Source organism: Streptomyces rhizoryzae, from assembly GCF_023155275.1.
Lineage (GTDB): Bacteria > Actinomycetota > Actinomycetes > Streptomycetales > Streptomycetaceae > Streptomyces > Streptomyces rhizoryzae.
Window position 1 is genome coordinate 162,436 of the sequence record NZ_JALMUV010000004.1, and the last position, 26,235, is coordinate 188,670.

The 26,235-nt window shown below is 75.4% G+C and carries 27 protein-coding genes; 10 read left to right on the forward strand and 17 right to left on the reverse strand.

The features are described 5' to 3' along the window. Positions 1 to 1,844 precede the first annotated feature (1,844 nt). The 4 genes from MUU72_RS05525 to MUU72_RS05540 all read right to left on the reverse strand — a co-directional run bounded on the left by MUU72_RS05525 (position 1,845) and on the right by MUU72_RS05540 (position 5,106). On the reverse strand, positions 1,845 to 2,135 hold the full coding sequence (locus MUU72_RS05525) for a beta C-S lyase family protein (RefSeq protein WP_248011973.1): 291 nt from the start codon (positions 2,133 to 2,135) through the stop codon (positions 1,845 to 1,847). Between the two features lie 38 nt (positions 2,136 to 2,173). After that, entirely contained in the window at positions 2,174 to 2,989 is an 816-nt protein-coding gene (locus MUU72_RS05530; RefSeq protein ID WP_248011974.1) for an aminotransferase class I/II-fold pyridoxal phosphate-dependent enzyme, read from the reverse strand. Between the two features lie 166 nt (positions 2,990 to 3,155). Then, a complete protein-coding gene (locus tag MUU72_RS05535) occupies positions 3,156 to 4,133 on the reverse strand; it encodes an aldo/keto reductase (RefSeq protein ID WP_248011975.1) in 978 nt (325 codons plus the stop codon). 10 nt (positions 4,134 to 4,143) lie between these two features. Next, positions 4,144 to 5,106: an alpha/beta hydrolase gene (locus MUU72_RS05540; protein ID WP_248011976.1), complete on the reverse strand. Its 963-nt coding sequence runs from the start codon at positions 5,104 to 5,106 to the stop codon at positions 4,144 to 4,146. Between the two features lie 132 nt (positions 5,107 to 5,238). On the opposite strand from MUU72_RS05540, the gene MUU72_RS05545 reads away from it, so the two are divergent. Continuing rightward, positions 5,239 to 5,892 carry a TetR/AcrR family transcriptional regulator gene (locus MUU72_RS05545; protein ID WP_248011977.1) on the forward strand — a complete coding sequence of 218 codons (654 nt, stop codon included), beginning with the start codon at positions 5,239 to 5,241 and terminating at the stop codon, positions 5,890 to 5,892. 85 nt (positions 5,893 to 5,977) lie between these two features. Here MUU72_RS05545 and MUU72_RS35850 read toward each other — a convergent pair whose 3' ends face one another. Further along, the gene (locus MUU72_RS35850) at positions 5,978 to 6,274 is read right to left on the reverse strand and encodes a hypothetical protein (protein WP_372502998.1); all 297 of its coding nucleotides are present in this window, start codon (positions 6,272 to 6,274) and stop codon (positions 5,978 to 5,980) included. Between the two features lie 3 nt (positions 6,275 to 6,277). Here MUU72_RS35850 and MUU72_RS05555 point away from each other — a divergent pair, with 3 nt between their 5' ends. Next, entirely contained in the window at positions 6,278 to 6,685 is a 408-nt protein-coding gene (locus MUU72_RS05555; RefSeq protein ID WP_248011978.1) for a MarR family transcriptional regulator, read from the forward strand. A 192-nt stretch (positions 6,686 to 6,877) separates the two neighbouring features. Here the strand turns inward: MUU72_RS05555 and MUU72_RS05560 are convergent, their stop codons facing one another. Then, positions 6,878 to 7,195: a MarR family transcriptional regulator gene (locus MUU72_RS05560; protein WP_308403782.1), complete on the reverse strand. Its 318-nt coding sequence runs from the start codon at positions 7,193 to 7,195 to the stop codon at positions 6,878 to 6,880. Positions 7,196 to 7,224: 29 nt separating this feature from the next. Between MUU72_RS05560 and MUU72_RS05565 the strand changes: the two genes are divergently transcribed. Further along, a complete protein-coding gene (locus MUU72_RS05565) occupies positions 7,225 to 7,524 on the forward strand; it encodes a hypothetical protein (protein ID WP_248011980.1) in 300 nt (99 codons plus the stop codon). 82 nt (positions 7,525 to 7,606) lie between these two features. Here MUU72_RS05565 and MUU72_RS05570 read toward each other — a convergent pair whose 3' ends face one another. The 5 genes from MUU72_RS05570 to MUU72_RS05590 all read right to left on the reverse strand — a co-directional run bounded on the left by MUU72_RS05570 (position 7,607) and on the right by MUU72_RS05590 (position 10,801). After that, positions 7,607 to 8,125, reverse strand: coding sequence for a DUF3291 domain-containing protein (locus MUU72_RS05570; protein ID WP_248011981.1), 519 nt, complete (start codon positions 8,123 to 8,125; stop codon positions 7,607 to 7,609). 32 nt (positions 8,126 to 8,157) lie between these two features. Beyond that, positions 8,158 to 8,796 carry a helix-turn-helix transcriptional regulator gene (locus tag MUU72_RS05575; RefSeq protein WP_248011982.1) on the reverse strand — a complete coding sequence of 213 codons (639 nt, stop codon included), beginning with the start codon at positions 8,794 to 8,796 and terminating at the stop codon, positions 8,158 to 8,160. A gap of 192 nt (positions 8,797 to 8,988) precedes the next feature. After that, the gene (locus tag MUU72_RS05580; protein ID WP_248011983.1) at positions 8,989 to 9,633 is read right to left on the reverse strand and encodes a glyoxalase; all 645 of its coding nucleotides are present in this window, start codon (positions 9,631 to 9,633) and stop codon (positions 8,989 to 8,991) included. A gap of 103 nt (positions 9,634 to 9,736) precedes the next feature. Next, the gene (locus MUU72_RS05585) at positions 9,737 to 10,279 is read right to left on the reverse strand and encodes a helix-turn-helix transcriptional regulator (protein ID WP_248011984.1); all 543 of its coding nucleotides are present in this window, start codon (positions 10,277 to 10,279) and stop codon (positions 9,737 to 9,739) included. A 111-nt stretch (positions 10,280 to 10,390) separates the two neighbouring features. Continuing rightward, complete coding sequence (locus tag MUU72_RS05590) at positions 10,391 to 10,801, reverse strand: VOC family protein (RefSeq protein WP_248011985.1); 411 nt, start codon at positions 10,799 to 10,801, stop codon at positions 10,391 to 10,393. 296 nt (positions 10,802 to 11,097) lie between these two features. Here MUU72_RS05590 and MUU72_RS05595 point away from each other — a divergent pair, with 296 nt between their 5' ends. The 3 genes from MUU72_RS05595 to MUU72_RS05605 all read left to right on the forward strand — a co-directional run bounded on the left by MUU72_RS05595 (position 11,098) and on the right by MUU72_RS05605 (position 13,994). Continuing rightward, positions 11,098 to 11,358, forward strand: a complete 261-nt coding sequence (locus MUU72_RS05595; protein ID WP_248011986.1) for a hypothetical protein — start codon at positions 11,098 to 11,100, stop codon at positions 11,356 to 11,358. Positions 11,359 to 11,568: 210 nt separating this feature from the next. After that, the gene (locus MUU72_RS05600; protein ID WP_372503002.1) at positions 11,569 to 13,155 is read left to right on the forward strand and encodes an amidase family protein; all 1,587 of its coding nucleotides are present in this window, start codon (positions 11,569 to 11,571) and stop codon (positions 13,153 to 13,155) included. Further along, positions 13,152 to 13,994: a sugar nucleotide-binding protein gene (locus tag MUU72_RS05605; protein WP_248011988.1), complete on the forward strand. Its 843-nt coding sequence runs from the start codon at positions 13,152 to 13,154 to the stop codon at positions 13,992 to 13,994. The genes MUU72_RS05600 and MUU72_RS05605 overlap by 4 nt, the downstream gene beginning before the upstream one ends. A 24-nt stretch (positions 13,995 to 14,018) precedes the next feature. On the opposite strand, the gene MUU72_RS05610 is transcribed toward MUU72_RS05605, so the two are convergent. After that, complete coding sequence (locus tag MUU72_RS05610) at positions 14,019 to 15,284, reverse strand: MFS transporter (RefSeq protein ID WP_248011989.1); 1,266 nt, start codon at positions 15,282 to 15,284, stop codon at positions 14,019 to 14,021. A gap of 106 nt (positions 15,285 to 15,390) precedes the next feature. Here MUU72_RS05610 and MUU72_RS05615 point away from each other — a divergent pair, with 106 nt between their 5' ends. From MUU72_RS05615 to MUU72_RS05625, 3 genes are all read left to right on the forward strand, one after another. After that, positions 15,391 to 15,768, forward strand: coding sequence for an ArsR/SmtB family transcription factor (locus MUU72_RS05615; protein WP_248011990.1), 378 nt, complete (start codon positions 15,391 to 15,393; stop codon positions 15,766 to 15,768). A 123-nt stretch (positions 15,769 to 15,891) separates the two neighbouring features. Further along, positions 15,892 to 17,871, forward strand: a complete 1,980-nt coding sequence (locus tag MUU72_RS05620) for a serine/threonine-protein kinase (RefSeq protein ID WP_248011991.1) — start codon at positions 15,892 to 15,894, stop codon at positions 17,869 to 17,871. A 148-nt stretch (positions 17,872 to 18,019) separates the two neighbouring features. Continuing rightward, positions 18,020 to 19,081: a PucR family transcriptional regulator gene (locus MUU72_RS05625; RefSeq protein WP_248011992.1), complete on the forward strand. Its 1,062-nt coding sequence runs from the start codon at positions 18,020 to 18,022 to the stop codon at positions 19,079 to 19,081. Between the two features lie 37 nt (positions 19,082 to 19,118). Here MUU72_RS05625 and MUU72_RS05630 read toward each other — a convergent pair whose 3' ends face one another. The 5 genes from MUU72_RS05630 to MUU72_RS05650 form a co-directional block, all read right to left on the reverse strand. Then, complete coding sequence (locus tag MUU72_RS05630) at positions 19,119 to 19,292, reverse strand: hypothetical protein (RefSeq protein ID WP_248011993.1); 174 nt, start codon at positions 19,290 to 19,292, stop codon at positions 19,119 to 19,121. Positions 19,293 to 19,337: 45 nt separating this feature from the next. Then, the gene (locus tag MUU72_RS05635; RefSeq protein WP_248011994.1) at positions 19,338 to 20,276 is read right to left on the reverse strand and encodes a CPBP family glutamic-type intramembrane protease; all 939 of its coding nucleotides are present in this window, start codon (positions 20,274 to 20,276) and stop codon (positions 19,338 to 19,340) included. 196 nt (positions 20,277 to 20,472) lie between these two features. Next, positions 20,473 to 22,317 (reverse strand): phospholipase C, encoded by a 1,845-nt coding sequence (locus tag MUU72_RS05640; protein ID WP_248011995.1) that lies wholly within the window; start codon positions 22,315 to 22,317, stop codon positions 20,473 to 20,475. A gap of 218 nt (positions 22,318 to 22,535) precedes the next feature. Then, positions 22,536 to 23,753: an iron uptake transporter deferrochelatase/peroxidase subunit gene (gene efeB / locus MUU72_RS05645; protein WP_248012074.1), complete on the reverse strand. Its 1,218-nt coding sequence runs from the start codon at positions 23,751 to 23,753 to the stop codon at positions 22,536 to 22,538. Positions 23,754 to 23,845: 92 nt separating this feature from the next. Further along, on the reverse strand, positions 23,846 to 25,051 hold the full coding sequence (locus tag MUU72_RS05650) for an EfeM/EfeO family lipoprotein (RefSeq protein ID WP_248011996.1): 1,206 nt from the start codon (positions 25,049 to 25,051) through the stop codon (positions 23,846 to 23,848). 318 nt (positions 25,052 to 25,369) lie between these two features. Here MUU72_RS05650 and MUU72_RS05655 point away from each other — a divergent pair, with 318 nt between their 5' ends. Further along, the gene (locus MUU72_RS05655) at positions 25,370 to 26,227 is read left to right on the forward strand and encodes a COG4705 family protein (RefSeq protein WP_248011997.1); all 858 of its coding nucleotides are present in this window, start codon (positions 25,370 to 25,372) and stop codon (positions 26,225 to 26,227) included. Positions 26,228 to 26,235 lie beyond the last annotated feature (8 nt).

A 26,235-nucleotide genomic window follows, 5' to 3' on the forward strand; every position in this document is an offset into this window, starting at 1 on the left:
CACCGTGCCGCGCGCACCCTTCGGCGCACGGTCACGGCACGGGCCGCAGCCGGGGCCGCGCGCCTCCGGCGGCGCGGAGCGGAAAGCTCAGCGGCGACAGCAGCCGAAAAGCACCCGCGTCGGCCGGGCGGCCGACCGATACGTTCCGGTCATCGGCCGACAACAGCCGGAAAGGGACGCGGAATGCGCCACGCCGCACCTCTCCCCGCCTCTCGCGGCAGGGCGCCGGGCGCCCGGCACCGGGTCCGTCCGGCGCATCCGGGAACACACCGGCGCAGCACGCCCGCGACCCGTCGCCTTCGCAAGGACCCACGGCGGTGACGCCACCGCCGACCATCTCGTTTCCACACATCCCCCACAGAAAACCTCTCACCCGGGGCGTGCGCGGGCGTCCGCACCGGCAAACGAGGAGCGGGCCCCCACCTGTGCCACCCGGCGCCCACACGAGGCGACGAGAAGCAATCGTCATTACCGACAGGTGAACTCGGAGTTGTCGGCGAGCCGCGTCGCTGACGCATTCTCGCCAGTAGATCGTGACCGACAGTCTTCACTCGCCTTCACACAATATCAACCCCTCTTGTTCTGATGATGTGCGATTTTCCGGTCCATTTGCCTTGACTCACCGGTAGGCCACCCAGGGCCGCGTTACTCGTCAGGCAAGCGGCTTTCGACTTCCCGTTCGAACGAAGCGCAGTGCATCGCACAAACGTTTCACGGTGGGTCGCCGAGCGCTCCGGGAACGCGCTCTCCCCCACCGGGCGAAGACCATGCGACCCACCCCCGCACCACGTCAAGGCGACGCCGGTGGCATTCCACCTGCGCCGGGAGCACTCACAGGGGTGGCCCGGGGCCCGCGGCCGCCCGCCGTTCACGGCCGGGCCGGGCGCCGACGCCCCTGTCACCCGCGCGGAACGGCTGGCCAGAGGCTCCCCCCGACCGGCATCCGCACGCCGCTTGGCGTTCCCCACACCCGACCGGCCAATGCCCGGCACCGCGAATTGGCTCGCTTTGGCCGGTCGGCGAATTGGCCGGATCCCCTCGCTCCGTATCCGCCCTCCCGCCGGCTCACTCCTCCCGACTTCCGGCGGACATCATCACGCCCCCATTACGCGCCCCTATGCGCCCCTTTCACGCCCCCAATGCGCCGCAACCGAAATCCCGCGCCCCCAGCCGGGAATCGCCACCCGCGTCCCCGCACCCCCGCCCCTCCCCCACCGGCCGCCCGGAACCGATGGACGGAACCTTCGGCGGACCGCCCCTCCAGCCCCCGCCGCCCGCGCCCCGAGCGCAGTGCCACACCGGTGCGGGACCCACCTCGCGGCGCCACCGCGGGCGGTCGCTCCGACACCCGCGCCCCGCGCCCGCGACACCACCCGAGCCGCCCGGCCCTCCGGGGAATCTCCCGCCACCGCCGCTGCCCCCACGCGGACCGGGCGGCGGCGCGGTCCGGCGGGCCCGCTGGTGGCCCCGCTCGCCGCGTTCGCCGGAGGAAGGCACAAGCCGCCGGTAGTCGATCCTGGCTTTCGGCGGCGTTCAGGGCCGGGCGGCCTCGGCTGTGGTTGTTGGGCCTGGGGTGGGGACTTCGCCGGTCTGGAGGGCGTGGAAGTCGGCGTGGGCGGCTGCGACGGCTTCGGGGTGCGCCTCGCGCTTGGCGTGCTCGGTGAGCGCCCGGTAGATGCTCGCGACGGAGGGGCTCTGTCCCTTGCGTAGTCCACCATCGGGTGCGAGGGGCAGGTCACAGTGACGGAGCGGCGCTCGCGCACGGCGGGCAGCGGATCGCCCCGCCCGCGAGCCCGATGACGACTCGCGTGGGCGTCCGCGGTCGGCTCGCCCGGAGGGCGCGGTCAGCCCACGGCCTCGCGCATACGGCCCGGGATGTTCCGCAGGAGGTTGGGGGACGTACCGAAGTTGAGCCTGACGAAGCCCTCGCCGCCGGGACCGAAGGTCCGGCCGTCATTCAGCAGGACACGGGCCTTCTTCGGAAAGAATGTGTGCGGGTCGGTGGGGAGATCGAGGGCGCGGCAGTCCAGCCAGGCGAGAAAGCCGGCCTCCGGAACGCGGTATCCGACGCCGCGCGGCAGCCCCTCATGCACCAGCGCGGCGTTCCGGTCCAGGACCGGCCGCAGCTGTGACAACCAGGAGTCACCGTCCCGCCAGGCTGCCAAGGTGGCGGCTACACCGAAGGTGTTGGGCTCGCCGTACAGATGCGTCGGGCCGGAAAGGGCCGCGCGCACATCGGCCGCGCCGATGTGCGCGACGGCGCAGCGTACCCCGGCACGTTGAACGCCTTGCTCGCGGAGGTCAGAGTCACTGTCCGGGCGGCCGCCTCGGACGACAGGGAGGCGAAGGGGATGTGCCGGTGCGGGCTGTGCACGAGGTCGGAATGGCTCTCGTCGGATATGACCAGCAGGTCGTGGCGCCGGACCAGTTCGGCGACCGCCTCCAGCTCCTGGCGGCGTAGCACGCGCCCGGTCGGGTTGTGCGGGTTCACCAGCAGCAGCACCCGGCAGCCGCCATCGGCCAGCTCCTGGTCGAGCCGCTCGGCGTCGAAGACCCAGCCTTCGTCCTGAAGGACGTACGGGACGGGGTGCAGGCGCCGCTCCATGCCCGTCACCGTTTCCAGGAAGGGCGGATACGCCGGAGTGTGCAGGGCGACGCCGTCGCCGGGGCGCGTGGCGACGCGCAGGACGGCCTGGAGCCCCTGGTTGATGTCGGTGAACTCCCGGACGGGGCCGGGGTCGAGCACCCAGCCGTGGCGTTCGCGCATGCGCTCGGCGAAGGCGGCCCGCAGGGGGATCTGCTCGGGGCGCCCGTCCCACGAGGGGTATCCCAGGTCCTCCTGCACCCACCGCATGAGGGCCTCCTGCACGGCGGGGGCCGGCGGGAAGTCCATCTCCGCGATCCATGCCGGCAGCACACCCGGCTCGGCCCGGCTCCACTTCACTCCGGGGCGACGGGCCAAGGATGAAAGGTCGAGGTCGTCGAACATGGCTTCTCCTGTCCATCAGGGGCCGACAGAAGAGGTGATCGGCCAGCAGGTGGGTGGCGTCGCGGTCGACGTACGTGGCGATCGCCGCGAGGCCGGTGAGCGCAAGACCTGCGACATCGTTCTGAGCGGTGATCGTGCAGGGGTGGGTTCGTCGGTGCTTCTCTCTTCATTGGTCGATCAGGGCGATGCCGTGGTCGCTGTACCGGGCACCCCGGGCCCCGGTGTCGGGGACGGCGACGTCGATGGCGGCGAGGTCGGCGGCGGTCAGGTGCAGGTGGAGCGCGGCCAGGTTGTCGCGCAGGTGAGGGCGGCGGGAGCTGCCGGGGATGGGGATGACGTCGCTGCCGCGGGTGAGGAGCCAGGCGAGGGCGATCCGGGCGGGGGTGACGCTCTTGGCAGCGGCGAGGTGGGTGAGGGCGTCGACGATGGCCAGGTTGGCCTCGAGGTCGTCGCCGTTGTAGCGGGGAGCGGTGGCACGGAAGTCGCCGGGTTCGTAGCGCGTGGTGGCGCGGACGGCCCCGGTGAGCAGGCCGCGGCCGAGCGGGCTGTAGGCGATCAGGGTGGCGCCGAGACTGCGGATCGTGGGCAGGATGTCGTTTTCGACGTGGCGTTCCCACAGCGAGTACTCGGTCTGGACTGCGCTGATCGGATGGATGGCATGGGCGCGGCGGAGGGTGGCGGCCGAGACTTCGGACAGGCCGATGTGGCCCACCTTGCCCTGGGCAACCAGGTCGGCCAGGGCGCCGACGGACTCCTCGACGGGGATGGCGGGGTCGATGCGGGCGAGGTAGTACAGGTCGATGTGATCGGTGCGCAGCCGGCGCAATGACGCTTCGCAGGCACGCCGCAGATCGCCTGGTGAGCCGGCGGGGACCAGGCCCTCGGCGGTGCGGCGGACTCCGGTCTTGGTGGCCAGCACGATGCGGTCGCGGTGCGGTGCGAGGGTCTGGCCGAGCAGTTCCTCGTTCGCTCCGTCACCGTAGAAGTCGCCGGTGTCGAACATGGTGACGCCCGAATCGAGGGCCTCCAGCAGGGTGGCTGAGGCCTCGTGCGGGTCGGCGGGGCCGTAGGTGCCGGTCATGCTCATGCAGCCGAGACCGAGTCGGGAGACCGCCGGGCCGTCAGGTCCGAGAGTGAAGAGCATTGTTCCTCCGTCACTTCGCCAGGGCCGCGCGGAGGAACGCGAGGATCTCCGCCTGGGCGGCTTCAGCCTGTGGTTCCACGCCGGGCAAGGTGAGGAACGCGTGCTTTGCTCCCGGGTATTCGGTGAGCCGCACGGGGGTCCCCGCCTCGCGCAGTTGCTCGGCGTAGCGGCGGCCGTGGTCGGCGACAGCGTCCCGGGTAGGCACGACCACGAGCGCCGGAGCGAGCCCGCTCAGGTCGTCCGCGTACAGCGGCGAGACCGCGCCGGTGTCGGCTCCCGGCGGGACGGCGAGCCGCTGTATGAGCCGCAGTTGCGGTAGGGCCCGGGCCGGGCTGTATGCGTACTCGGCGATCGAGGGGTAGTCGGACATCGTCTCGGTCACGTCGACCACGGGGTTGACCAGCACCTGCGCCTTGAGCTCCAGGCCGGCCTCCCTGGCCCGGATGGCCGTCAGCGCGCTGATCAGCGCGCCGCAGCTCTCACCGAAGACGGCCGCGCGTGCAGGGGCGACGCCCCACTGCGCGGCGTGCCGCACCACGTGCTGGAGCACGTCCCAGCCGTCGTCGGCGGCGCTTGCGAGCGGGGTGCCGGGGGCGAGCAGGCGGTGCTCGACCGAGACGACGAGGGCGGGCAGTCCCGCGGCGAGGTGGCTGTTGGTCCAGTCGCACTGCGCCGCCGTGCCCACGAAGCCGCCTCCGTGCACATGGACCACGAGTGGCAGGTCGGTTGTGGTGCCGGCTTCGCCGTCTCCCGTCGACGCCGGCCGGTACACCCGGACCGGGAGGTCGCGGCCGGGCAGTGCCATCTGCTGCCAGACGATCGCGGCGCCGGGATTCGGTTCCCCGAGGATTGCCCGAGCCGTGCCGGACGCCCGCCAGCGGTTCTCTGCGTCGCGGTAGGCGCGCAGTTCCTCGGCCGTGATAGCCGAGAAGTCCGGCTCCGGTGGCCGTGTCGCGGTAGTGGTCTCACTCATGTGTCCTTCTCCCCCTCCCGACCGGATGCCGGGTGTGCCGTTGTGGCTGGACAGTGCGTTGCCCCCATTATGCACGCGGTGCGTGCATCGCCAAGTGCATAAGTTAGGCTGAGTTCGGACGAGAGGGGCGAGATGACTGGCCGAAGGCGATGGTCGACCGAGGAGATCCTGGACACGGCGGCGGAACTGCTGCGCACGAGCGACGCCGAGTCGTTCAGCGTGCGCAAGCTCGCCGCGGTGCTCGGGACTGACTCCTCCAGCCTCTACCGGCACTTCCGCAACAAGACCGAACTGCTGCGCGCGGTTGCCGACCGGATCCTGCTGGCCGCCATGGACGGCTACCGCCCCGAGGGCAACTGGAAGCAGCGCATCACCGCTCTGGCCCTGCGCCTGCGCGAGGCCTTCGGCGAGCAACTCCAACTCGCCACGGTGTGGGGACGCTATGGGTCCGGCGGCACCGGATCCCGATGGGTCATGGAGGAACTGTTGCAAGCCCTGCGCGCGTCCGGCCTGCCCGACGAGGAGATCCCGGTGCGATACCACCGCATCGTGATCCTCCTCACCGCGCTGATCGCCTCCGAGGCCGGTATCAGCACCATCACCCCCAAGGAGTACGAACAGGCCATGGAGCAGTTCCGCGTCGCGGTGCTCGGCGCCGACCCCGAACGCTTCCCCGCCCTGGCCCACTTCGCCCGCGACATCCGCCCCCTCGGAGCAGACCGCCGCGCCGCATTCGAAGAGACCCTCGCCGCCCAACTCGCCCACATCGAGGCCCAGATCCCCTGACGTGCCGGACCAGGCGTGCCAAGCGGGCGGGTCGCGCCACCGCCGCAGGCCCGGTGCTGGAGGGCGAGGAGAGCCGGGCGGTCGTTCAGACCGAACCGGCCCGGCCGCCCGCCGACCGGGCAGTGGGCACCCCGGGTGCGGAGCGGGGGCCGGGCACCCTGGCCACCGCCGCGACGGCGGCCAACCGGGCGGCGACCGGCCGGCGGAACCGCGGATCGGCCAGCACCTCGCGTACCAGAGCGTGGCTCGTCACCAGCCAGCCGGCGTGCCCGTCCGAATGGTCGAGCCGGCTCAGCGGGGTCCGCTCCCGCAGCCGGGCGAGTTCGGGGGGCGGGTCGAAGGGCGCCTCGGCCCGCCGCCCGGTAGGGAGTACCGGTGCCATGTCGTGTCCTTCCACGTGCCGGCGATGGCCGCGCGGGTCCTCGTCCCGCTGTTCACCTGCGAGGCGGGCGGCCTGACCGCGGCCGAGCTGGTCTCCCGGCTCCGGGTCAGCCCGGCGTCCGCCTCCAAGGCGGTCGGGTGGCTGGATCAGCGCGGTCTGATCGTCCGGGAGCGCGACGGCCGCCGCGACCGCTACGTGCTCGATGAGCAGGTCTGGTACCAGGCATGGACGATCAGCGTCCGGTCGATGGCCGCCTGGGCACAGTTCACCCGGCGGGGCGCCGAGCTGTTCGGCCCGGACACCCCGCCCGGCGCCCGTCTGGACACCACCAGCCGCTTCTTCCACCACCTCGGCGACGACATGGCCCAGGCGGCCGAGCACTGGCGGCAGACCCTCGCGGCGGGCCGCTGAACGGCGCCCCGGCGGACGCCGGCCCCGCTCGCGCGGACGGCCGGCGGGTGAGCGTCCGGTCCGTCAGTCACGCAGCTGTTCGGCGGCCTCCCGGTACGCCTCGGTGGCGCGGGTGAAGTGGTCGAAGAGCACGCCGAGTTGCTCGGGCGTGTAGTCGGGGGGGGATCTCACCGATCCGCTGCCGTGCCGGAGTCATGGTCCGGTCCGAACGGCGGGACAGCCGACCGGTTCGACGATGACCTTGCGGCGGTCGTCGGGGGCGGGCACCCGCCGCACATGGCCCGCCTGCTCCAGTCGATCGATCAGGCGCGTGGTCGGACCGGTGGTCAGGCCGGTGCGCGCGGTCAGCTCACCGGAGGTCATGGCTTCGGTGAGGTGGAGGATGGTGAGCGCGTACAGGTCGGTGGCGCCGAGTTCGCACGCCTCATGGCCACGACCGGGATGCCGCCATCTCCGCGATCCGCGCCCCGAGCGGGTGGCGACCGCGTTCCCCGTCTTCGACTGCGAGATCGGCGATCAGGACCCGGAGGTACGGGTCGATGCCCGGATCCACGGGCGCGTCGCCGATCCACGGGCGCGTCGCCCTGTCCTCCAGCGACTGGGACCGGGCGCCGCAGCCCGTGACCGACCTCCGCTTCGACATCCAGCCGTCGCCCTACCGGCGCACGCAGACGTTCACGGTCTACCGGCCGGCCGACCTCCGGAAGCTCATGGACGCCCTGGCCCAGGCGTCCCCGCAGAGCTGGCTGGAGGTGCGGTCCCACCGGGGCGCCCTGCTGCGCCTGGAGCCCGGCTCCCGCGTGCCTTTCGCCGAGGTGCTGTCGTTCCTGGGCGGCTGACCCGCCCGACCGGCCGGGCCGACGCCCGTACCCCTGCCCCTGCCCCTGCCCGGCTTGGCGCCCGGCGGCGCCGCGAGCGTGCTCAGAGCTGCGCGGCCGGGGCTGCCGACGAGGCCGGGGCCGCGGTCGGGGCGGGAATGACGGACGGGGCCGGGGCCGGGTAGGGGTCGCGGAAGGTGAAGGCGAGCGGGCTCGGCCCGTTGTGCCGCACCATCGCGACGCGCTCCATCGCCTCCGCGAGGCTCGGGCGGTGCCCGGCCGGCACCCACCACATGGCCTGGTGCGCTTCGGCCATGCGGTGGAACCACTCGCGGCGGCGAGTCAGGACGCGCAGGTGATCGGTGTGGTAGGTGAAGTTCCGCAGGGCCTCGACCGACTCCCAGACCGAACAGTTGACGAGGAGCAGGTCGTCCTGCTCGTCAGGGCGGACCCCGGTCGCGTCCTCCCCCTCCTCGTCGACCATGCGCCACACGAATCCGGGGCTGCGCTCGGCGAGTGCGTTGATCTCCGGGAGTTGGGCGACGAACGCGGCCAACTCGGGGCCGTCCAGCGGGCCGACCATGCGGCCGACGTTGACCTGCGCGAGATGAAAGCCAGTCATGCGCCCAGCATGGCCTGGCACTCCTTCTATCGTCAATGGTTTTTGTTTTTAGAGAGGGCCACGCAGCACCCGTCGGGGCACGGGTCCATGCGCGGTGACCACGCGTCGGGGGCCAGGCCCTCCAGCAGTGCGAGGTTCATCCCGCAGACCAGGGCCGGGAAGTCCGCGACCAGGGCATGGAAGGGGCAGTTGCGGAGCCGCAGTGTGTCGCCGTCCCGGAAGGGCTGGTAGCCGCGGGCCCGCAGCGCCTCGATCAGGTCGCCGGCGGCCGCCTCCCGGTCCGCCGCGCCCGCGGCCTTCGCCGCGGCCTGCAACTCCCGGTCCAGACCGGCGTTCTCCACCACCTCGGCGAGCAGCCGGCCGGCCGCGTCGTAGGACCGCGGTGGGACGGACACGGCGTGCTCGCCCTCGGCACGCCGGTACACCTTCGACGGCCGCCCCGCGCCGGGGCCGGTACGCCCCGACAGCCGCCGGAAGGACACGTCCAGCAGCCCGGCCTCCACCAGTTTGTCCAGGTGGAAGGCGGCCAGCGAGCGGGAGATCCCCACCGCTTCGGCGGCCGCGTCGCGCCCCACGTCCTCCGGGGCCGCGGCGACGTGCCGGTAGAGCGAACGGCGCACGGGATCGCCCAGCACACCCAGCACCGCGAATGCGGAGTCTTCGGTATCCATGCGGGGATTCTATGACCAATGGGCGTGCGTGATACAGGGCCGGCCGCGCGGCATGCGACCGCGGTGAGCTGGGCGGCCGGATGCGCCCGGGCGGCCGGATACGCCCGGGCGATCGGATGTGCCCGGACGGCCGGATGTGCCCGGACGGCCGGATGTGCCCGGGCGGGCGGAGTGGCTGGCGTTCGGGGCCGGTCAGGCGGCGGCCGCGGGGGGCGGCGCGGGGCTGCGCGCCTCGGTGGTCTCCCAGGCGAATCCGTCCGGGTCGGTGAAGGGGGCGGCCGGGGTCCCCAGGACGATGCGGTGCGAGCCGGTGCCGTCGGCGGGGACGCCGAGGTCCTTGGCCAGGCCGCGGCGCCGGTACAGCGCCAGCTTGACGGGGCTCGACCCGTCGGCGGCGAACTCGGCGTACTTGCCGCCGAAGCTCTTCGCCACGGTCAGCCCCCGGTCCGCGGAGAACCGCTTGGCGGCCTTCACGTCCGCCACGCCGAGCAGCAGGACGAGGTCGTCGAGCCGCCGGGTGGCCGGGCCGGTGTCCTTCTTCGCCGAGGTCGCGATCTTCCAGAGCGTCCCGTCCGGTGCCTGGACGACGCCGCCGTAGCCCCAGAGGGACTTGGCGGCGGGCCGCAGCACCGCGGCCCCGGCGGCCACGGCCGCGCCGACGAAGCTGTCGACGGTGGCCGGCCCGGACACCGTGAGCGCCAGGGTGAAGCCCCGGAAGCCGGTGGTCGGGGCATCGGAGGCCCGCAGGCGGACGTGCCCGTCCACGCCGAAGGCGGTGGTGAAGCGGCGGGCGGCCTGCGGGTCGTCCACCTCAAGGGTGACGGATATCAGGGACACGGGGGGGGCACCTCGGATGCGTTGGGGGTGGGTGTGGGTGTGCGGGGGCGGGCGGGGGTGTCGGCGTCGATGTGGCGTGCCGTGGGCGGCACGCCAGGGGGCGTCACGCCAGGGGGCGTTCACCGGCCGGGGCTTCCCGGTTCCGGACCGGTCGTGTCACCTGCTTCGCCACGCACGCCGGCATCCCCGCCACCCGGAGCGCGGCGCCCGCGTCGGCGGCCGGACCCGCGGCGCCACCGGCCGGATCGCGGGCCGTCTCCGCGTCCTCCGCCGCCTCCGCCGCCAGGCGGCGGAACGCCCCGGGCGGCATGCCGACCAATTCGGTGAAGCGGGTGGTGAACGTGCCCAGCGAGGCGCAACCGACCGCGAAGCAGACCTCGGTGACGCTCAGGTCGCCGCGCCGCAGCAACGCCGCCGCGCGCTCGATCCGCCGCGTCATCAGATACGCGTACGGCGACTCCCCGTAGGCCGCCCGGAACTGCCGGCTGAGGTGCCCGGCGGACATGTTCACGCCGCGGGCCAGCGCCTCCACGTTCAGCGGCTGGTCGTATTCCCGGTCGATCCGGTCGCGGACGCGGCGCAGCCTCGCCAGGTCGCTCAGGCGCTGCGCCTGGACGCGGGCGCTCCGCCACTCGGGCCGGCACATGAGAGCAGTCCCCCCTTCTTTCCTTGTCGTGCGTCGTCGTCCTCGGCCGCCGGGCCGGGACCGGCGGGCAGCCGCGGTCGGTCCGCGACCGGGCCGGGGTCCCTCAGCGGGTCAGCGGAGCTCCTGGATGCGGACGAGGTTGCCCGCGGGGTCGCGGAAGGCGCAATCCCGGATGCCGTACGGCTGCTCGGTCGGCTCCTGGACGACCTCGGTGTCGCCGGTCTGCACCTTCTCGAACGTGGCGTCGAGGTCCCGGGTGGCCAGCAGGATCCAGCCGTAGGTGCCCTTGGCCATCATCTCTGTGATGGTGCGGCGCTCGTCCTCGGTGACTCCCGGGTCGGCGGCCGGCGGCGCGAGGAGGAGGGAGGTGTCGGGCTGGCCGGGCGGGCCGACGGTGATCCAGCGCATCGTGCCCTGCCCGACGTCGCTGCGTACCTCGAAGCCGAGGACATCGCGGTAGAAGGCGAGGGACGCGTCCGGGTCGTCGTGCGGGAGAACGGTCGTGTGAATGGTGAGGTCCATGACGAGCAGGCTAGAGCGGCCCGGTGGCTCGTGCTTCTCGATTCCTGATCGATGTGCCGGTGCCGGGACGCGGCCTCGCGCCGTCGTCGTCCGGCGCATGCGCCGGGCGTGGTCCGGTGCGGTGGCGCCGGCGTCCCTGCTGGTGTACGGGGGAGCGCGCGGGCGGGCGCCGCGGGCCCGCCCGGTGGCCGTGCGGTGGGCCTCCCGCCGGCCCGGCCTCGCGCAGATGTGCGAAGGCCGTGGGGCCGGTGGATACTCGGCGGGAGTGCGCCGTGCCGCGGCCGTGGACGGCGGGCATGCGTGCGGAGCGGGCAGCCGCCACGGCCCCGGTGGGCGTGCCGTCAGGGCCCCTGCGCCTGGAGGTCGGGCATGGACTCCCCCTGCGCGCGGCGGCCGTCGCCGCCGTCGGCATTCTCCTCTCCCCCGCCGCCCCGGCCCCGGCCGCCGGTCCGGGCGCGGCCGGGCCACCGGCGCGCTGCCGGTCCTCCGCGCTGGTGCTCTCCTGGGCGCCCGGCGGGACGGCCCGGCCCGGCGGGGCACCGGGTGCCGCGATCTGACGGCGCGTGACCGGACGGCCCACCGGGCCGGTCACGCGCCGTCGGCCGGCGCCCTGGCCCGCGGGGCGGGCGGCGACCGCCCGGCCCGCGGCGGCTGCCCGGCCGACCAGCCGCCCCGCAGCCCGGGGAGCGCGGCGGGAAAGCGTCTTGTGCGGGGGCGGCGGGTGTAGTCCGCTGGCCCGTATGAGGAGCGCGACGGTCACGCGGGTCATCCGGAAGCGGGGAGCGGCCGCGCTGGTGGCCGCCCTGGTGGCGGGTTCCCTGTGCGCCGGCGGGCCCCGGCCGCGCGCGCAGGCGGCCGAGCGCGGCGAGGGGGGTGCGGTCCCGGCCATCGGGCTGCCCGCGCGCCTGGGCCTCGCTCTCGACACCGTGACGATCCCGGAGCTCCAGGCGCGGATGGCGGACGGTTCGCTGACCTCGTCGGCCCTGACCTCCGTCTACCTGCGGCGGATCGCGGCCGTCGACCCCCTCGTCCACGCGGTGCTGCGCACCGACCCGACGGCCCTGCGTCAGGCGGCCGCCAGCGACGCCCGGCACCGCCGCGGCGCCGCCCGCGGCCCGCTCGACGGCATCCCGGTGCTGCTCAAGGACAACGTGGACACCCGCGGGCTGTCCTCGACGGCCGGCTCGCTGGCGCTGGCCGGCAGCCCGCCGGAGACCGACGCGGCCCTCGTGACCCGGCTGCGCGCGGCCGGGGCGGTGGTCCTGGGCAAGACCAACCTCTCCGAGTGGGCCAACTTCCGTGCGGACAAGCCGACTTCGGGGTGGTCGGCGGTGGGCGGGCAGACCCGCAATCCGTACGTGCTGGACCGCAACCCGTGCGGTTCCTCGTCCGGTTCGGCCGCCGCGCTCGCCGCATCCCTGGCGCAGGTGGCGATCGGCACCGAGACCGACGGTTCCGTGGTGTGCCCGGCCGGGATGAACGGGGTGGTCGGCCTCAAGCCCAGCCTGGGCCTGGTCAGCGGGGCCGGGGTGGTGCCGATCTCCGCCGAGCAGGACACCGCCGGGCCCATGGCCCGCACCGTGGTCGACACCGCGCTCACCCTGGCCGTGCTCAGCGGCACCGCCCCCTCCCCCGCCGGCCCGGGCGGCCTGCGCGGCAAGCGGATCGGCCTGTGGCGGCTGCCCTCGCTCGGGCCGCGGGTGGACGCCCTGATGAGCCGTACGGCGGCGGCGCTGCGCACCGCGGGCGCCGAGGTCGTCGAAGTGGTCCCGCCGTATCAGGACCGCATCGCGGAGCTGGAATACCCGGCGCTGCTCAGCGAGTTCCACCGGGACCTCGACCGCTACCTCGCGACCCGCTCCGGGCCGCGGGACCTCGCCGGGCTGATCGCCTTCAACCGCGCCCACCCGGCGGAGCGGACCTGTTTCGCCGGGCAGGAGCTCTTCGAGAAGGCGCTCGCGGCGCCGCCCACCACCGATCCGCGCTACCGGGCCGGGCGCGCCGAGCTGACGGAGCTGGCCCGCCGCTCGATCGACGAGACCCTGGCCGCGCACCGGCTGGACGCGCTCGCCGCGCCCACCAACCCGCCCGCCTGGCCGACCGACTGCGCGCGCGGCGACAACGACATCATCCCGTCCTCCACCCCCGCGGCGGTGGCCGGCTACCCGTCGCTGTCGGTGCCCGCCGGGGCGCTGGACGAGCTGCCGGTGGGCCTGCTGCTGACGGCCGGCGACCGGCAGGACGCCCGCCTGCTGGCGCTGGGGGCCGCGGTGGAGCGCACGCTGCACGCCTGGCGGGCGCCGCGCTACCTCCCGACGCTCCCGGTGCCGCCCGCCGAGGGCGCCGGGTCATGACGGTCCTGGTCATCGGCGGCAGCGGCTATCTGGGGGCCGAGCTGGTGCGCCGGGCCGCCGCGGCGGGGCACGGGACGGTCGCGACCTTCGCCACCCGGCCCGGCACCGCCCCGGCCGCGGCCTGGCACCACCTCGACGTCCGGGACCCGGCGCGGATCACCGGGCTGCTCTGCGAGGTGGCACCCTCGGTCGTCCTCAACGCGGCTGCCGCCGGGGCGGATCGGGCGGTCATCGCGGAGGGCGCGGTGCGGGTCGCGCAGGCCGCCGCCCGGCAGGGCTGCCGCCTGGTGCACGTCTCCAGCGACGCGGTGTTCGCCGGCGGCCGGCCGCACTACGACGAGAGCTGCCTGCCCGACCCGGTCACGCCGTACGGGGCGGCGAAGGCCGCGGCCGAGGCCGGCGTGCGGCTGGTCGCTCCGGACGCGGTGGTGGCCCGCACCTCGCTGATCATCGGGGACGGCCGGTCGGTGCACGAGCGCCTGGTGCACGAGCTGGCGGCGGGCCGGCGCGAAGGCGCCCTCTTCACCGACGAGGTGCGCTGCCCGGTGCACGTCGCGGACCTGGCCGGCGCACTGCTCGAACTGGCGCTGTCGCAGGAGCGCGGCACCTGGCACCTGGCGGGCGCGGACGCCCTCAGCCGCTATGACCTGGGGGTGCTGGTGGCCCGCCGCGACGGGTTCGACCCCGCCCTGCTGCCGTCCGGCAGGCGGGCCGACTCCCGGCTCCCGGGCGCGCTCGACGTCCGCCTGGACAGCGGCGCGGCCCGGGCCCGGCTGCGCGCCCCGCTGCGCGGCGCCCGGGAGTTCCTGGCCGCCGGGCCGCCGCGGCCGCTCACCTGACCCGCGGGGCCGGGCGGGCCGGGGTCACCCGGCGTCCGGGGTGCGGCGGCGGGCGGCGACCACCAGGCCGCCGGCCACGGCGAGGACCATGAGGACGGTGCCGAAGACGGTCGCGCCGGTGGGCAGCCCCACCGCGTCGCTGAGGTAGCCGGCCGACACCGGCAGCAGGCCGGCCGGCACGTAACCGCCCACGTTGAGCGCGGCGTTGGCCTCGGCCAGCCGCCGCGGCGGCACGGCGGAGTTGAGCAGCGAGAGCCCGCCGAGCTGCCCCATGCCCTGCCCGGCGCCGGCCAGCAGTGCCGCGGCGAGGAGGAGGCCGACCGACGCGGTGCGGACGGCGCCGATGAGCGCGGCCATGGCGAGGGTGACGCAGGCGGCCCCGGCGAGCAGGACGGTGCGCCGGGGCAGCCGCTGCACCGCGAACTGGACACCGGTGGCGGCCAGGAACATCACGAAGGCCATGGCGCCGGCGACGGTCCGGCTGGTGGTGCCGAGCAGTCCGGCCAGCAGCGAGGGGCCGAGCGAGAGCACGAAGGACGTGGCGGTGATGCCGGGCGCGAACACCGCGATGCCCTGGGCGAGTTGCGTCCCGCTGCCGCGCGGGACGCCGGGTACCCGCATCCAGGGGCCGCGGACCGGGGCGGCCGGGCGCCGCAGCGGCATCCGCAGGACCGCGAGCACGGCGGTGACCAGCAGGACCATCTCGACGGCGAAGACGGCGACGGTCGGCGCGGGCAGCGTCTCGGAGAGCACGCCGGCCAGCAGCGGGCCCAGCCCGGCGCCGAAGACCATGGCGCAGGAGGCGAGCAGCGAGCCGAGCCGCTTGCGCTCGGGTCCGGCGACGTCGGCCACGGCGGCCATACCGGCGGAGACGACGGCCCCCACGGCGATGCCGGTGAAGAGCCGGGCCACGATCAGCGCGGCCACGGTGCCGGCGCCGGCGAAGACCAGGCAGGCCGCCAGGGCCAGGCCGAGGGCGGGCAGCAGGACCGGTTTGCGGCCGACCCGGTCGGAGACCACACCGGAGACGAGCAGGGACCCGAGCAGTCCGGCGATGTAGCAGGCGAAGACCACGGTCAGCGTGCCCTTGGAGAAGCCGATGTCGCGCTGCCACAGCACGTACAGCGGGGTCGCCGCGTTGGACAGGATGAACACCGCGGTCACCGGCCAGGCGGCCAGCCACACCCACCGGGTCGGCGCCGCCGGAGGGCGCGCGCCGGCCCGCTCCCCCGCCGCACTCCCGGCCCGGCCCCCCGCCGTCCGCACCGGCACCGTTGCACTCCCCGACATGACTGCTCCCTCCAGCTGCTCCAGTACGACTCGATTCGAACTTAGCATGCAGTACGATTGGAGTCGTACAAACAATGCGGGGACATCAGCTGAGGGAGAGTCGCTCATGCCATCGGCGAAGCGTGCGGTGCCGGCCGTCCGAGTGCTTCCGGAACCGCCCGATCTGCCCGCACCGCTGCCCGAGCCGGCGGCGGCGGACCTGCGGCTGGAAACGGTGTTCGGCGCGCTGAGCGACCCGCTGCGGCTGTTCATCGTGCGCCGGCTGCTGCTGGAGTCCGAGGAGTTCGACCACCCCTGCGGCTGGTTCGGTCTGGACCGCCCCAAGTCCTCCCTCACGCACCACTTCAAGGCCCTGCGCGAGGCCGGCCTGATCCGCCAGCGCCAGTACGGCCTGGAGCGCCGCAGCCACGTCCGCGTCGCCGACCTCGACGCCCGCTTCCCCGGTCTGCTCGACCTCGTCACGGCGTGGACGCCGCCGGCCTGAGGCCGGTGCGGGCGGGGCCGGGGCGGCCCGGCGGGCGCGGCGGGTCGCGCGGGGCACCGGCCCCGGCCCGATCCGCGTACGCCATACTGCGGTTGACGACCGCGGGGACGGGTGGGGGTAGGAGTGCGACCGCTGGGCAAGGGCGATCCGCAGCAGATCGGGCCGTTCCGGATCATCGGGCTGCTCGGCGGCGGCGGTATGGGGCGGGTCTACCTCGGCCGCGCCGCGGACGGGCAGTCGGTGGCGGTGAAGACCGCCCGCGCCGAACTCGCCGACGACCCCGGCTTCCGCAAGCGGTTCGCCCGCGAGGTGGCCGCCGCGCAGCGGGTGGGCGGGCCGTTCGTCGCGCCGGTGGTCGCCGCCGCGCCGCACGACGACGTGCCCTGGATGGCCACCGCCTACGTACCGGGCCTCCCGCTGTCCACCGCCGTGGCGGACGCCGGACCGCTGCCCGGGCCCACCGTGCGGCTGCTGGCGGCCGGCCTGCTCCAGGCGCTGGCGGCGGTGCACGCGCACGGCCTGGTGCACCGCGACCTCAAGCCGTCGAACATCCTGCTCACCGCCGACGGCCCGCGCGTCATCGACTTCGGCATCGCGCACTCCGCCGCGGACACCGCGCTGACGGTGACCGGCACGACCATGGGCACACCGGGCTTCATGGCCCCCGAGCAGCTCACCGTGAGCGGCCCGGGGATCACCGGCGCGGCGGACGTCTTCGCGCTCGGCGGGGTGCTCGTCTTCGCGGCGACCGGCAGCGGCCCGTACGGGAGCGCCGAACCGCAGGTCCTGATGTACCGCACGGTCCACGAGCAGCCCCGGCTGGACGGACTCCCGGCCGGGCTGCGGGAGGTGGCGGCGGACTGCCTGGCCAAGGAGCCGGCCGGGCGCCCGGACCTGCCCTCGCTCATGGCCCGGGTCGGGCCGCCCGGCCCGTACGGCGGCGACTGGCTGCCGGACCGGCTCACCGTGGAGCTGGAACGGCTCTCCGCGCGCCTCGGCGACCCCCGGGCCCCGGGCGCCGCCTTCCCCCCGACGCCCCACCAGCCCCAGGGGCCGCCCCCGCCGCACGGCATCCCGACGCCCTCGGGCTCGTACGGCACCCCGCAGTTCCCGGCGCCGTATCCGCCGGCCGCGCCGACGCCCCCGCCCGCGGCGCCCGCCGCCGGGCCCAGCCGGCGCCGGCTGCTCGCCGCGCTGTCCGTCGCGGGGGTGGCCGCCGGCGGCGGGGCGCTGGCCTGGACGCTGCGGTCGACCGGCGGGGCGGCGGGCCCGGACCCGGCCGCGGGGCGGCGGCCCGGCGGCGCGGCCACCGGCGCACCGGCCGCCCAACTGCCGCAGGCGCTGCGGGACGCCGGGGTGCTCACCATCGGTTCCGACCTGACGTACGCGCCGATGGAGTCCCTCAGCGGCGACCGGCCCACGGGGTTCGACATCGACCTCGGCGAGGCCCTCGGGCGGGTGCTGGGCCTGCGCGTCACCTTCCGCAACGCCGCGTTCGACACCCTGCTCACCGGCCTGAACGCGGGCCGCTTCCAGCTGGTGATGTCGGCGCTGACCGACACCAAGGAGCGCCAGGAAGGGCGCGGTGACGGGGCGGTGACCGGTGCCGGGGTCGATCTGGTCGACTACTTCCGGTCCGGGCTCTCGCTCGTCGTCCGCAAGGGCAACCCGTCGGGCATCCAGGGGCCGGGGGACCTGCCGGGCATGACCGTCGCCGTGCAGCGCGGCACGGCGGCCCACGACTACCTCCAGCAGCTGAACCGCCAGCCCACCGCGAAGGTGAGGCCGCTGGCGTTCGCCTCGTCGGCGGAGGTCTACGCCGCGGTCGCCGCGGACCGGGCCGCGGTCTGCCTGGACGAGTACCCGGTCGCCGCGCACGCCGCGGCGACCCGTCCGGGCGGGGACGGCCTGGTGCTGACCGGCAAGCAGATCGATCCGGTGCCGTTCGGCATCGCGGTCGCCAGGAAGCAGCCCGCCCTGCGCGACGCCGTACGCGACGCCCTCGACCAGCTGATCGCGAGCGGCGACTACCGCACGCTCCTCCGGCGGTGGAACGTCGAGGACGGCGCGGTGGAACGCGCGGTGGTCAACGGCGGCGGGTGACCCGCCGGCACCGCCGCCGCCCTCCGGTAGCACGCCCGTCGGGGCCCGTCCTGATGTGCCGTACGCCCGGTGTGTTAGGAAAGCGTCAAGAAGACGTCAAAAGGGCACGTCGGACGGCGGGTCGGAACACACCGGGGGTGAGGGACGGGTGACGGGGCGGGAGCTGCCCGAGGAGTTCGTGGCGGGGTACGCCGGTGCGCTGGCGGAGGTCGCGCGGACCGGGCGGCGGCTGGACCGCGGTGAGCTGGAGGCGCGGCGCACCGCCGGGGAACGGGCCGCCGAGGCCGGGTACAGCCTGCGGGCGCTGGTCAACGCGCACCTCGCGGTGACCAGGGCGGCCTGGCCGCGCAGCGCCTCGGCACCGGCGGACAGTGTGCTGGCGGTGCTCGCCCAGGCCGTGGATGCGCTGGCCGGCGGGTACGAGCGGGCGCAGCACCTCGCGGTGCGCAAGGAGGAGGCGGCCCGCCGGGAGTTCATCGACGACCTGCTCTACGGGGGCAGCGATCTGGGGCGGCTGGCGGAGCGGGCGGAGCGGTTCGGGCTGCGGCTCTCGCACGCCCACGCGGTCGCGGTGGCCGAGGGCCCCGAGGCGTACGCGGAGGCCGATCCGGTGGCCCGGCGGGTGCAGGAGGCGCTGGTGGCCCGGTTCGGGGACCGGCAGTCGCTGCTCACCACGAAGGAGGGCCGGCTGATCTGCATCGCCCCGGGGGGCCCGGCGGAGGTGCTGGACCACTTCGCGCGCCAGGCGCACCGGGCGACCGGCGGGGGCCGGGTCGCGGTGGGCCGGACGCACAGCGGTGCCGGCGGCATCGTCCAGTCGTACGAGGAGGCGCTCAACGCACTGGAGCTGGCCGGGCGGATGGGGCTGGGCGACCCCGTGCTGCACGCCGCGGACCTGCTGGTCTACCCGGTGCTGACCCGGGACCGGCAGGCGATGGCCGACCTGGTGCGCAGCACGCTGGGGCCGCTCCGGGAGGCGCGGGGCGGCGCCGGGCCGCTGCTGGAGACCCTGTCGGTGTACTTCGACGCGGGCTGCACCGCCGCCGAGGCGGCCCGGCGGCTGTCGCTGAGCGTGCGGGCGCTGACGTACCGGCTGGCGCGGGTGCGGCAGCTGACCGGGGTCGACCCGGCCGATCCGCTGCACCGGTACACCCTGCACACGGCCGTGATCGGGGCCCGGCTGCTGGACTGGCCGGCCCGGGAGCTGTGACGGGCGCCGGGCCCGGCGCAACGGGCGGCGGGCGGGGTCAGCGCCGGGCGGCGCGTCCGGCGGCCGCGGCGGCGGCCTCGTGCCCCGCCCGGATGTCGCCGGCCGGCAGGGTCTCGGTGCCCGCCATCGCCCGGGCCCGGGTGTGCGCCGGCCGCGCCGGGCATCCGCAGCACACCGCGACCACCAGCGCCGCGAGCCCCGGCCGGCTCACCCTGCCACCACTCCTCGCGTCCGTCCCGGCCCCGGCCGCGCGGCCCTACCCGGCGCCCCCGGTGGGCGGGCACGCGCGGTGCGCGGCCGCCCGGCGGAGAGCGGTGAAGACCGCGGCGGTCGCCGCCAGCCAGACCAGTTCGAGCACCGCGGCGTGGGCCGGGGCGAGCACCGCCGACCAGCCGGCGTCGCGGGCCACGCCTTCGAAGACCACGCGGTTGACGCTCAGGAAGCCGAGGTGGGTGCCGATCGCGGTCCACAGCGGGGCGGTGCCGGGGACGGTGCGGGCGGCGACCAGGGTCAGGCCGAAGGCGGTGAGCAGGACGAGGTAGCCGACCGGGTCCTGGCCCGCCGGGGTGAGGCCGGCCGGCGGCGGCCCGCCCAGCAGCGGGGCCAGGGCGGCCTGGACGACCGCGGCGGCGGGCGGTACGAGCAGGAAGACCAGCGTCGTGCCGAGGGCCGCGGGCACCCCGCCGCACCGGGCGCGCAGGGTGGTCCAGGTGTGGCCGCGCAGGGTGGTCTCCTCCGGCAGGGCCTCCAGCAGCAGGGCGACCGGGGCGTTGCGGAGCAGGAAGCCGAGCAGGGCCGGCGGGTCGGGCGCGGCCCAGTGGACCCAGCCGGCCGCGGTGCCCGCCCCGAGGACCAGCGCGGCGCAGCCCGCCGTGGTGCCCAGTCCGCGCAGCAGGCCGGGCAGCGCCCCCTCCCAGGGGAGGAGGCCCAGGGCGGGCGCGGGGCGCGTGGTCCGGCGCAGGGCCAGCACGGCGGGGACCGCGAGCAGGGTCACCAGGGCGGCGGGCAGCAGGTCGGCGAGGTAGCCGCCGGCGCCGAGGAGGCGGGCGAGGGCGGGGCCCGCGGCGTTGCCGGTGCCCAGGGCCGCGGCCATGAGCACGCCGCCGGACAGGGCACGGGCGCCGGTCCGCCACACGGGGCCGGGGGCCCGGGAGGTGCGGTTCGGGTGGTCGGGGCGGTACGTCGTGGTGGTCACGGCCGTACGTGTTGCCGGTGGCGGCCCGGGCGATGCGGCGGTACCCCGGACGCCGGGCGAAACCGTCCCCGGGGAGGAGGCGCCCTCGGCGGAACGGCGGACGGCGCGGGGTACGGGCGTACGCGCCGCGGTGTAGGCGGGGTGGCGTAACCGGGCCGGGGCCCGGGGCGGTTACGTGCCGCCCCGGGCCGCCGGATCAGCTGGTGCGCTGCGCCTTGCGGCGCCGCAGGGCGAAGGCGGTGCCGGTGGCACCGGCCGCGACCGCCGCCGCGGCGATGCCCGCCGGCAGGACCGGGAAGCCGGACGATCCGCCGACGGCCGCGGTGGTCTGCATCGCGGGGCCCTGGAGGATGCTGGTGCGGACCGGCGCGACCGGGCGGATCGGGCCGACCGACTTCACCGAGCCGTCGGGGTTGAGCAGTACCTGCTTGTTGTTGGGGTGCCGGAAGTCGAACATCGCGGTCAGCGAGCCGGCCCGGGCGTCGAAGGAGGAGTCGCCGATCCGCCCGGTGTGCCAGTTGTCCTCGATGAACTTGGTGACCGAGGTCTGCTCGGTGGCGGTGTGGTCGATGTGGTTGGTCCGGCTGTACGGGGAGATGACCAGCAGCGGCTGGCGGGTGCCGGGGCCGCAGCGGTCCTGGTAGCCGCCGGCGGCCGGCGGTCCCGACTGGCAGGCCGGGCTGTCGGTGGACTTGCCGTTGGAGCCGGTGGAGCTGTCCTTGGAGCCGTTGCGCGGCGGGGCGTAGACGTGGTCGTACCAGCCGTCGGAGTCGTCGTAGGCGACGATCACGGCGGTGTCCTTCCACTGCGGTGCCTGCTGGATGCGGTTGATCCGGTCGACGAGGAAGTGCTGCTCGTCGATCGGGTCGGAGTAGCCGGCGTGGCCGTCCTGGTAGGCGGGGGCCTTGAGGAAGCTGACGGCCGGCAGCTTGCCGGCGCGCAGGGCGGCGTCGAAGTCGGTCAGGTCGTAGTTGTGGTTGGCCGGGCCGGCGTGGCCGATCTCGTCGACGCTCCGGGGCGGCAGGTGGTGCGGGTTGGCGGTGGACTTGTAGTACTGGAACGGGGCGTGGTGCGGGCTGTAGTCGACGACGGCCGCGCCGCCGACGTTGGTGTGGGTGGTGCCGCTGCACTTGGCGTAGTGGCCCGGCTTGCCGTCCCAGGGGGTGCTGGGACGGAAGCCGCCCTGGAACCATCCCCAGCTGACGCCGCGGGCGTTGAGCAGGTCGCCGATGGTGCGGCCGCGCATCGCGGCGAGCGGGCTCTTGCCCGTGTGGTCCTTGCCGGAGCAGTCGTCGTAGGCCGGGTCCGGGTCGTTGATCATCGTGCCGACGCCCCGGGCGTCCGGGGACTGGACGGCGTAGCTGTCCGGTGTGGCGGTCTGCCGCGGGTTCTCGGTGCCGGAGGCCGGGTCGGTGGAGATCACGCCGTGGGTGTTGCCGGAGACGAGGTTGAGGGCGCCGGGGGTGGAGGGGCCGTAGGCCGAGCCGAAGGAGCGGTCGTTGAGGGCGTAGTGCTGGGCGTAGTTCCACAGGCCGGTGACGGTGTTGCCGTCGTAGTAGTCCATCACCAGGCCGGGCTCGCCGAAGAGGCCGCCGGAGCACTTGCCGGAGTCGGTGTTCTGGACGAACTTGTCGGCCTTGCCGCCGTCGTAGGCGTACTGCTCGGGACCGTACTCGTGGTTCTGGTCGCAGGTCATGGCCTGCTGGGGGGTGAGCCGCTTGGGGAGGTACTGGTTGGGGTTGCGCGTCAGCAGTCCGGCGGTGCGGAGGTTGTCGATGTCGCGCGGGGTCCGCGGGGACGGGGTGAAGCGCGTCCCGTCGGTGTTCGCGGCCTTGGGGTAGGTGGCGAAGTAGTGGTCGAACGAGATGTTCTCGTCGAAGATGACGACCACGTGCTTGATCGGGGTGGCGGTTGCGGCGGGCCCGGGGTGCGGGCCGCCGGCGGCCAGGGCGGGCGCGGCGCCGCCCAGTGCGGTGAGCGCCAGGGCGCCGGTGGCGGCGCCCAGGGCCCTGAGCGCTCGGGTGGTTCCCCTTGTGGCCATCTTGGTCCTCATCCTCCGGGCGGTTCGCGGGTGTTCCGTACGGCCGGATGCTCTGCCGGACGGGCGGCGGCGGGGCAGAGCCATGATGGCGCCTGGGTGAACACCGGGTCAGGTGTCCCAGGGCAAAGCTTGACTCTCTGTTGACCGTTGGGCCGCGGTGGCGGACGCCTCCGTTCTACGCGAGCGGGGGGCGGCCCGCCACGCGGTGGCCGGCCCGGCTACTGCGCCAGGAGCGCCCGGCCGTACCAGTCGGTCTCGTCCCGTACTCCGGGCAGGGCGAAGAAGTAGCCGCCGCCGAAGGGGGTGACGTAGTCGGTCAGCGGCTCGCCGGCCAGCCGGCGCTGCACGGTCTCGAACTGGCGGGCCAGGTCCTGCTGGTAGCAGCAGAACAGCAGGCCCATGTCGAGGTTGCCGTTGCTGTCCGTGCCGCGGTCGTAGTTGTAGGCGCGGCGCAGCAGGCGCTGGCCGGCGGTGCCGGGGGTGCGCGGGTCGGCCTTGCGGATGTGGCTGTCCAGGGGGATGACGTCGCCCTTGGGGTCGCCGGGGTAGTCGGGGGTGTCGAACTCGTCGTCGCCGTCGAGCGGGGCGCCGGACTCCCGGGCGCGGCCGACCATCCGCTCCTGCTCGGTGAGCGAGACCCGGTCCCAGAACTCCACCAGCATCCGGATCAGCCGGACGGCCTGGTAGCTGCCGCCGACCGCCCAGTCCGGCTCGCCCGTGCCCGTGCCGACCCACACCAGGTCCCGCATCGCGCGGGCCGATCCGGGGTCGGGGTTGCCGGTGCCGTCCTTGAAGCCGAAGAGGTTGCGGGGGGTGCCGGTGGGGCGGGGCGGGCTGGCGAAGCCGTCCAGCCGCCAGCGGACCTGGAGGCCGCCGCGGGTGTGCCGGGTGAGGTCGCGCAGCGCGTGCAGCACGGTGTCGGTGTCGTCGGCGCACAGCTGGAGACTGAGGTCGCCGTGGCACCAAGCGGGCTGGAGGTCGTCGTCGGGGAAGGCGGGCATCGCGGTCAGCCGGCGCGGTGCGCGGGCGCACAGGCCGAACCGGTCGTCGAACAGCGAGGCGCCGACGCCGACGGTGACGGCCAGGGCGCCGCCCGGCAGCCGCGCCCCGAGGATCCCGGAGTCGGCGGGCGGGCCGGTGATGCCGAGCGGCTCCGGCACCCCGCCGCCGGTCAGGAAGCGGGCCCGTGCGGTGAGCGTGCGCAGCAGTTCGGCCAGGTCCCGGCGGCTCTCGGCGGTGACGTCGAAGGCGGTGAACGCGGTGACCCGGCGGGGCGGGGTGAGGATCGCGGCCTGGTGCGGTCCGTGGAACGGGACGGGGGCCGCCGCGGTGCCGGGCAGCGCCGGCTGCGGCCCCGGGCCGGCGTACGGGGGCCGGGCGGGCGCGGCGGCGCCGCCGGCCGCGAGCCCGGCGCCGGCCAGCGCCGCCCCGCGCAGGAACCCCCGCCGGGCGACCCCGGAACGCCGGTCGCCGGCCGTCCCGCCGCCGCTCCCCCCGCTCCCGCCGGTCCGCTCGCGCCTGCCGTCGTTCACACCGTCCTCCGCGGATCGCACAGGGTGGCCACCGAGGCCAGCCGCTCCACCAGATCGCCCACCGCCGCGTTGGCCCGCTCCCGGTCGGCGCGGCGCAGGGTACCGAGCGGGGGCCACCGGCCGTCGTGCCGGAAGCCGTCGAGCAGGTGCGCGGTCCGGTCCAGCGCCCCGTCCAGGTCCGAAAGTCCGGGGTAGCGGGTGGTCAGCAGGGGGCGCAGGCGGGCGAGGACGGCGCGGGTGCCGTCGAGGTTGGCGCGGGCGGTGGCGAGGTTGCTGCCGCTGCCGTAGTCGGTGCGGCCGGTCAGCTCGGCCTGCGCGGTGTTCTCCAGGATCTCGTGCGCCCGCAGGCCGAGCGCCGCCGGGTCCATCCGGGCCTGCGCCCACCCGTCCCGCAGGGCGCGCACCGCGTCGGCGAGCGCGGTGGCCGGGCCGCGCAGGCCGGCGGCCGGCTCACCGTGCCACAGGCCGTACTCGACGCGGTGGAAGCCGGTGAACGCCGGATCGTGCACACCGCCGGCCAGACCGGCCGTGGTCCCGTTGATCGTGCGGTCGGCGTCCCCGAACGCCCCGTAGGCGGCGCCCAGTCGCTCGTAGCCGAGGTGGGCGGAGAGCCAGGCGGTGCGGGCGGCGGGCAGGTCGCCGGCGGCGACCGCGGCGCGCAGCACGGCGGTGCGGCGGACGAGGTCGGCCAGGCCGCCGGCCACCCACGTCTGGTAGTCCAGCGCCGGGCCGATCAGGTCGTGCTGGGTGACCGGTGCGGCGGCCGGGCCGCCGGGGCCGCCGCCGGCGACCCGGACCACCGGCCCGGTGACCGCGTTGGCGTCGTCCGGCAGGCAGGTGAAGGCGTACGCGCCCGGGCCGAGGCGGACCCGCAGCGACCGGGTGGTGCCGGGGCCGATGCCCTCGACCTCGCCGTGGACCGGTCCGCCGTGGGCGCCCCGGAGGTAGACCTCGGCGCCGCGGCTGGAGCTGTTGCGCAGGTCGAAGACCTGGAGGCCGGGGCGGGGGTGGTCCCAGCCGCGGCCGCAGTCGCCCGGGGAGACCTCGACGGTGGTGTGCGGGAGGCCGTCCGCGGGGGCCGGGGCGGCCGGCCGGGCGCCGGCGGTCAGCGTCACCGCGGTGACCGCGCCGGCGACCAGCACCGCGCCGGCGGGCCCCCAGACGCGCGGCGACCGCAGGCGCCGCAGGCCGGGTCGTGGCACGGGGCCTCCTGGAGCGGGCGGGAACGGGCGGTGTCGCGGAGCGGACGGACCGGCCGGCGGTCCGTCCCGCCGCACATGCTAGGCAGAGCGGGCGCCGCCGAACATCCTTCCGGCGCCCCGGACACCAAGAGTTTCCCGTGCTGTCACCGGCCGGACGGCCGGCGCGGTCTCCGGCGGTGCGGTTTCCCGTAGCGCGGTTTCCGGTAGCCCGGATTCCGGGGCGCGGCGAGTGAACCTCCGACCCTCCGCTACCGTCTACAGCCCTGTAGACATTCGCTGGTCGCGAGCGGGCGCCACGGTGCGCCGAAAGGGCGGAACATGACGATCGGACAGCCGGACAGCACGGTGGCGGCGGCGCCGCGGCCGCGCGGAGCATACTCCGGCGGCGCACCGGGCCGGAGCAAGGTCCCCGAGGTCACGGCGCTGTTCTGGGTGGTGAAGATCCTCACCACCGGGATGGGCGAGACCGCCTCGGACTACCTGGGCCGCACCCTGGGGCCGATACCCGCCGGCGCCCTGGGCTTCACCGGCTTCGCCGTGCTGCTGCTGGCGCAGTTCCGGTCGGCCCGCTACCGCGCCGGGGTCTACTGGTCCGCGATCGTCATGGTGAGCGTCTTCGGCACGATGGCCGCCGACGTCGTCCACGTCATCGCCGGCATTCCCTACGCGGTCTCCGCGGCGGCCTTCGCGGTGGCGCTCGCCGTCCTCCTGGCCGCGTGGTACGCCTGCGAGGGTACGCTCGCCATCCACAGCGTGCGCACCCGGCGCCGGGAGGCGTTCTACTGGGCCACCGTGCTGACCACCTTCGCCCTGGGCACCGCGGTCGGCGACCTGACCGCGGGCACCCTGCACCTGGGCTACCTGCCCTCCGGGCTGCTCTTCGGCGCACTGATTCTGGTGCCCGCCCTGGCCGGCCGGTTCGCCGGGCTGAACGCGGTCGCCGCGTTCTGGGCCGCCTACGTCCTGACCCGTCCGCTCGGGGCGTCGTTCGCCGACTGGATGGGGGTGTCCGCCGCCCGCGGCGGCCTGGACTGCGGCACGGGCCCGGTCACCCTCGCCCTCACCGTGCCCCTCGTCCTGCTGATCGGCTACCTGGCGGTGACCGGCCGGGACGCGCCCGCGGACGCCCCGGGCACCGCCCCCGGGGAGCCGGTGCCGGCCGCCGCCGCCCGCTGAACGACCGG

Coding starts and splice junctions, on each gene's coding strand:
- MUU72_RS05595 (WP_248011986.1), top strand. CDS start 11,098: ATGCGTGCGGAGCGGGCAGCCGCCACGGCCCCGGTGGGCGTGCCGTCA.
- MUU72_RS05540 (WP_248011976.1), bottom strand. CDS start 5,106: ATGAGTGAGACCACTACCGCGACACGGCCACCGGAGCCGGACTTCTCG.
- MUU72_RS05655 (WP_248011997.1), top strand. CDS start 25,370: ATGACGATCGGACAGCCGGACAGCACGGTGGCGGCGGCGCCGCGGCCG.
- MUU72_RS05585 (WP_248011984.1), bottom strand. CDS start 10,279: ATGTGCCGGCCCGAGTGGCGGAGCGCCCGCGTCCAGGCGCAGCGCCTG.
- MUU72_RS05530 (WP_248011974.1), bottom strand. CDS start 2,989: ATGTTCGACGACCTCGACCTTTCATCCTTGGCCCGTCGCCCCGGAGTG.
- MUU72_RS05605 (WP_248011988.1), top strand. CDS start 13,152: ATGACGGTCCTGGTCATCGGCGGCAGCGGCTATCTGGGGGCCGAGCTG.
- MUU72_RS05615 (WP_248011990.1), top strand. CDS start 15,391: ATGCCATCGGCGAAGCGTGCGGTGCCGGCCGTCCGAGTGCTTCCGGAA.
- MUU72_RS35850 (WP_372502998.1), bottom strand. CDS start 6,274: ATGGCACCGGTACTCCCTACCGGGCGGCGGGCCGAGGCGCCCTTCGAC.
- MUU72_RS05535 (WP_248011975.1), bottom strand. CDS start 4,133: ATGCTCTTCACTCTCGGACCTGACGGCCCGGCGGTCTCCCGACTCGGT.
- MUU72_RS05610 (WP_248011989.1), bottom strand. CDS start 15,284: ATGTCGGGGAGTGCAACGGTGCCGGTGCGGACGGCGGGGGGCCGGGCC.
- MUU72_RS05640 (WP_248011995.1), bottom strand. CDS start 22,317: ATGGCCACAAGGGGAACCACCCGAGCGCTCAGGGCCCTGGGCGCCGCC.
- MUU72_RS05570 (WP_248011981.1), bottom strand. CDS start 8,125: ATGACTGGCTTTCATCTCGCGCAGGTCAACGTCGGCCGCATGGTCGGC.
- MUU72_RS05575 (WP_248011982.1), bottom strand. CDS start 8,796: ATGGATACCGAAGACTCCGCATTCGCGGTGCTGGGTGTGCTGGGCGAT.
- MUU72_RS05590 (WP_248011985.1), bottom strand. CDS start 10,801: ATGGACCTCACCATTCACACGACCGTTCTCCCGCACGACGACCCGGAC.
- MUU72_RS05565 (WP_248011980.1), top strand. CDS start 7,225: ATGCCCGGATCCACGGGCGCGTCGCCGATCCACGGGCGCGTCGCCCTG.
- MUU72_RS05545 (WP_248011977.1), top strand. CDS start 5,239: ATGACTGGCCGAAGGCGATGGTCGACCGAGGAGATCCTGGACACGGCG.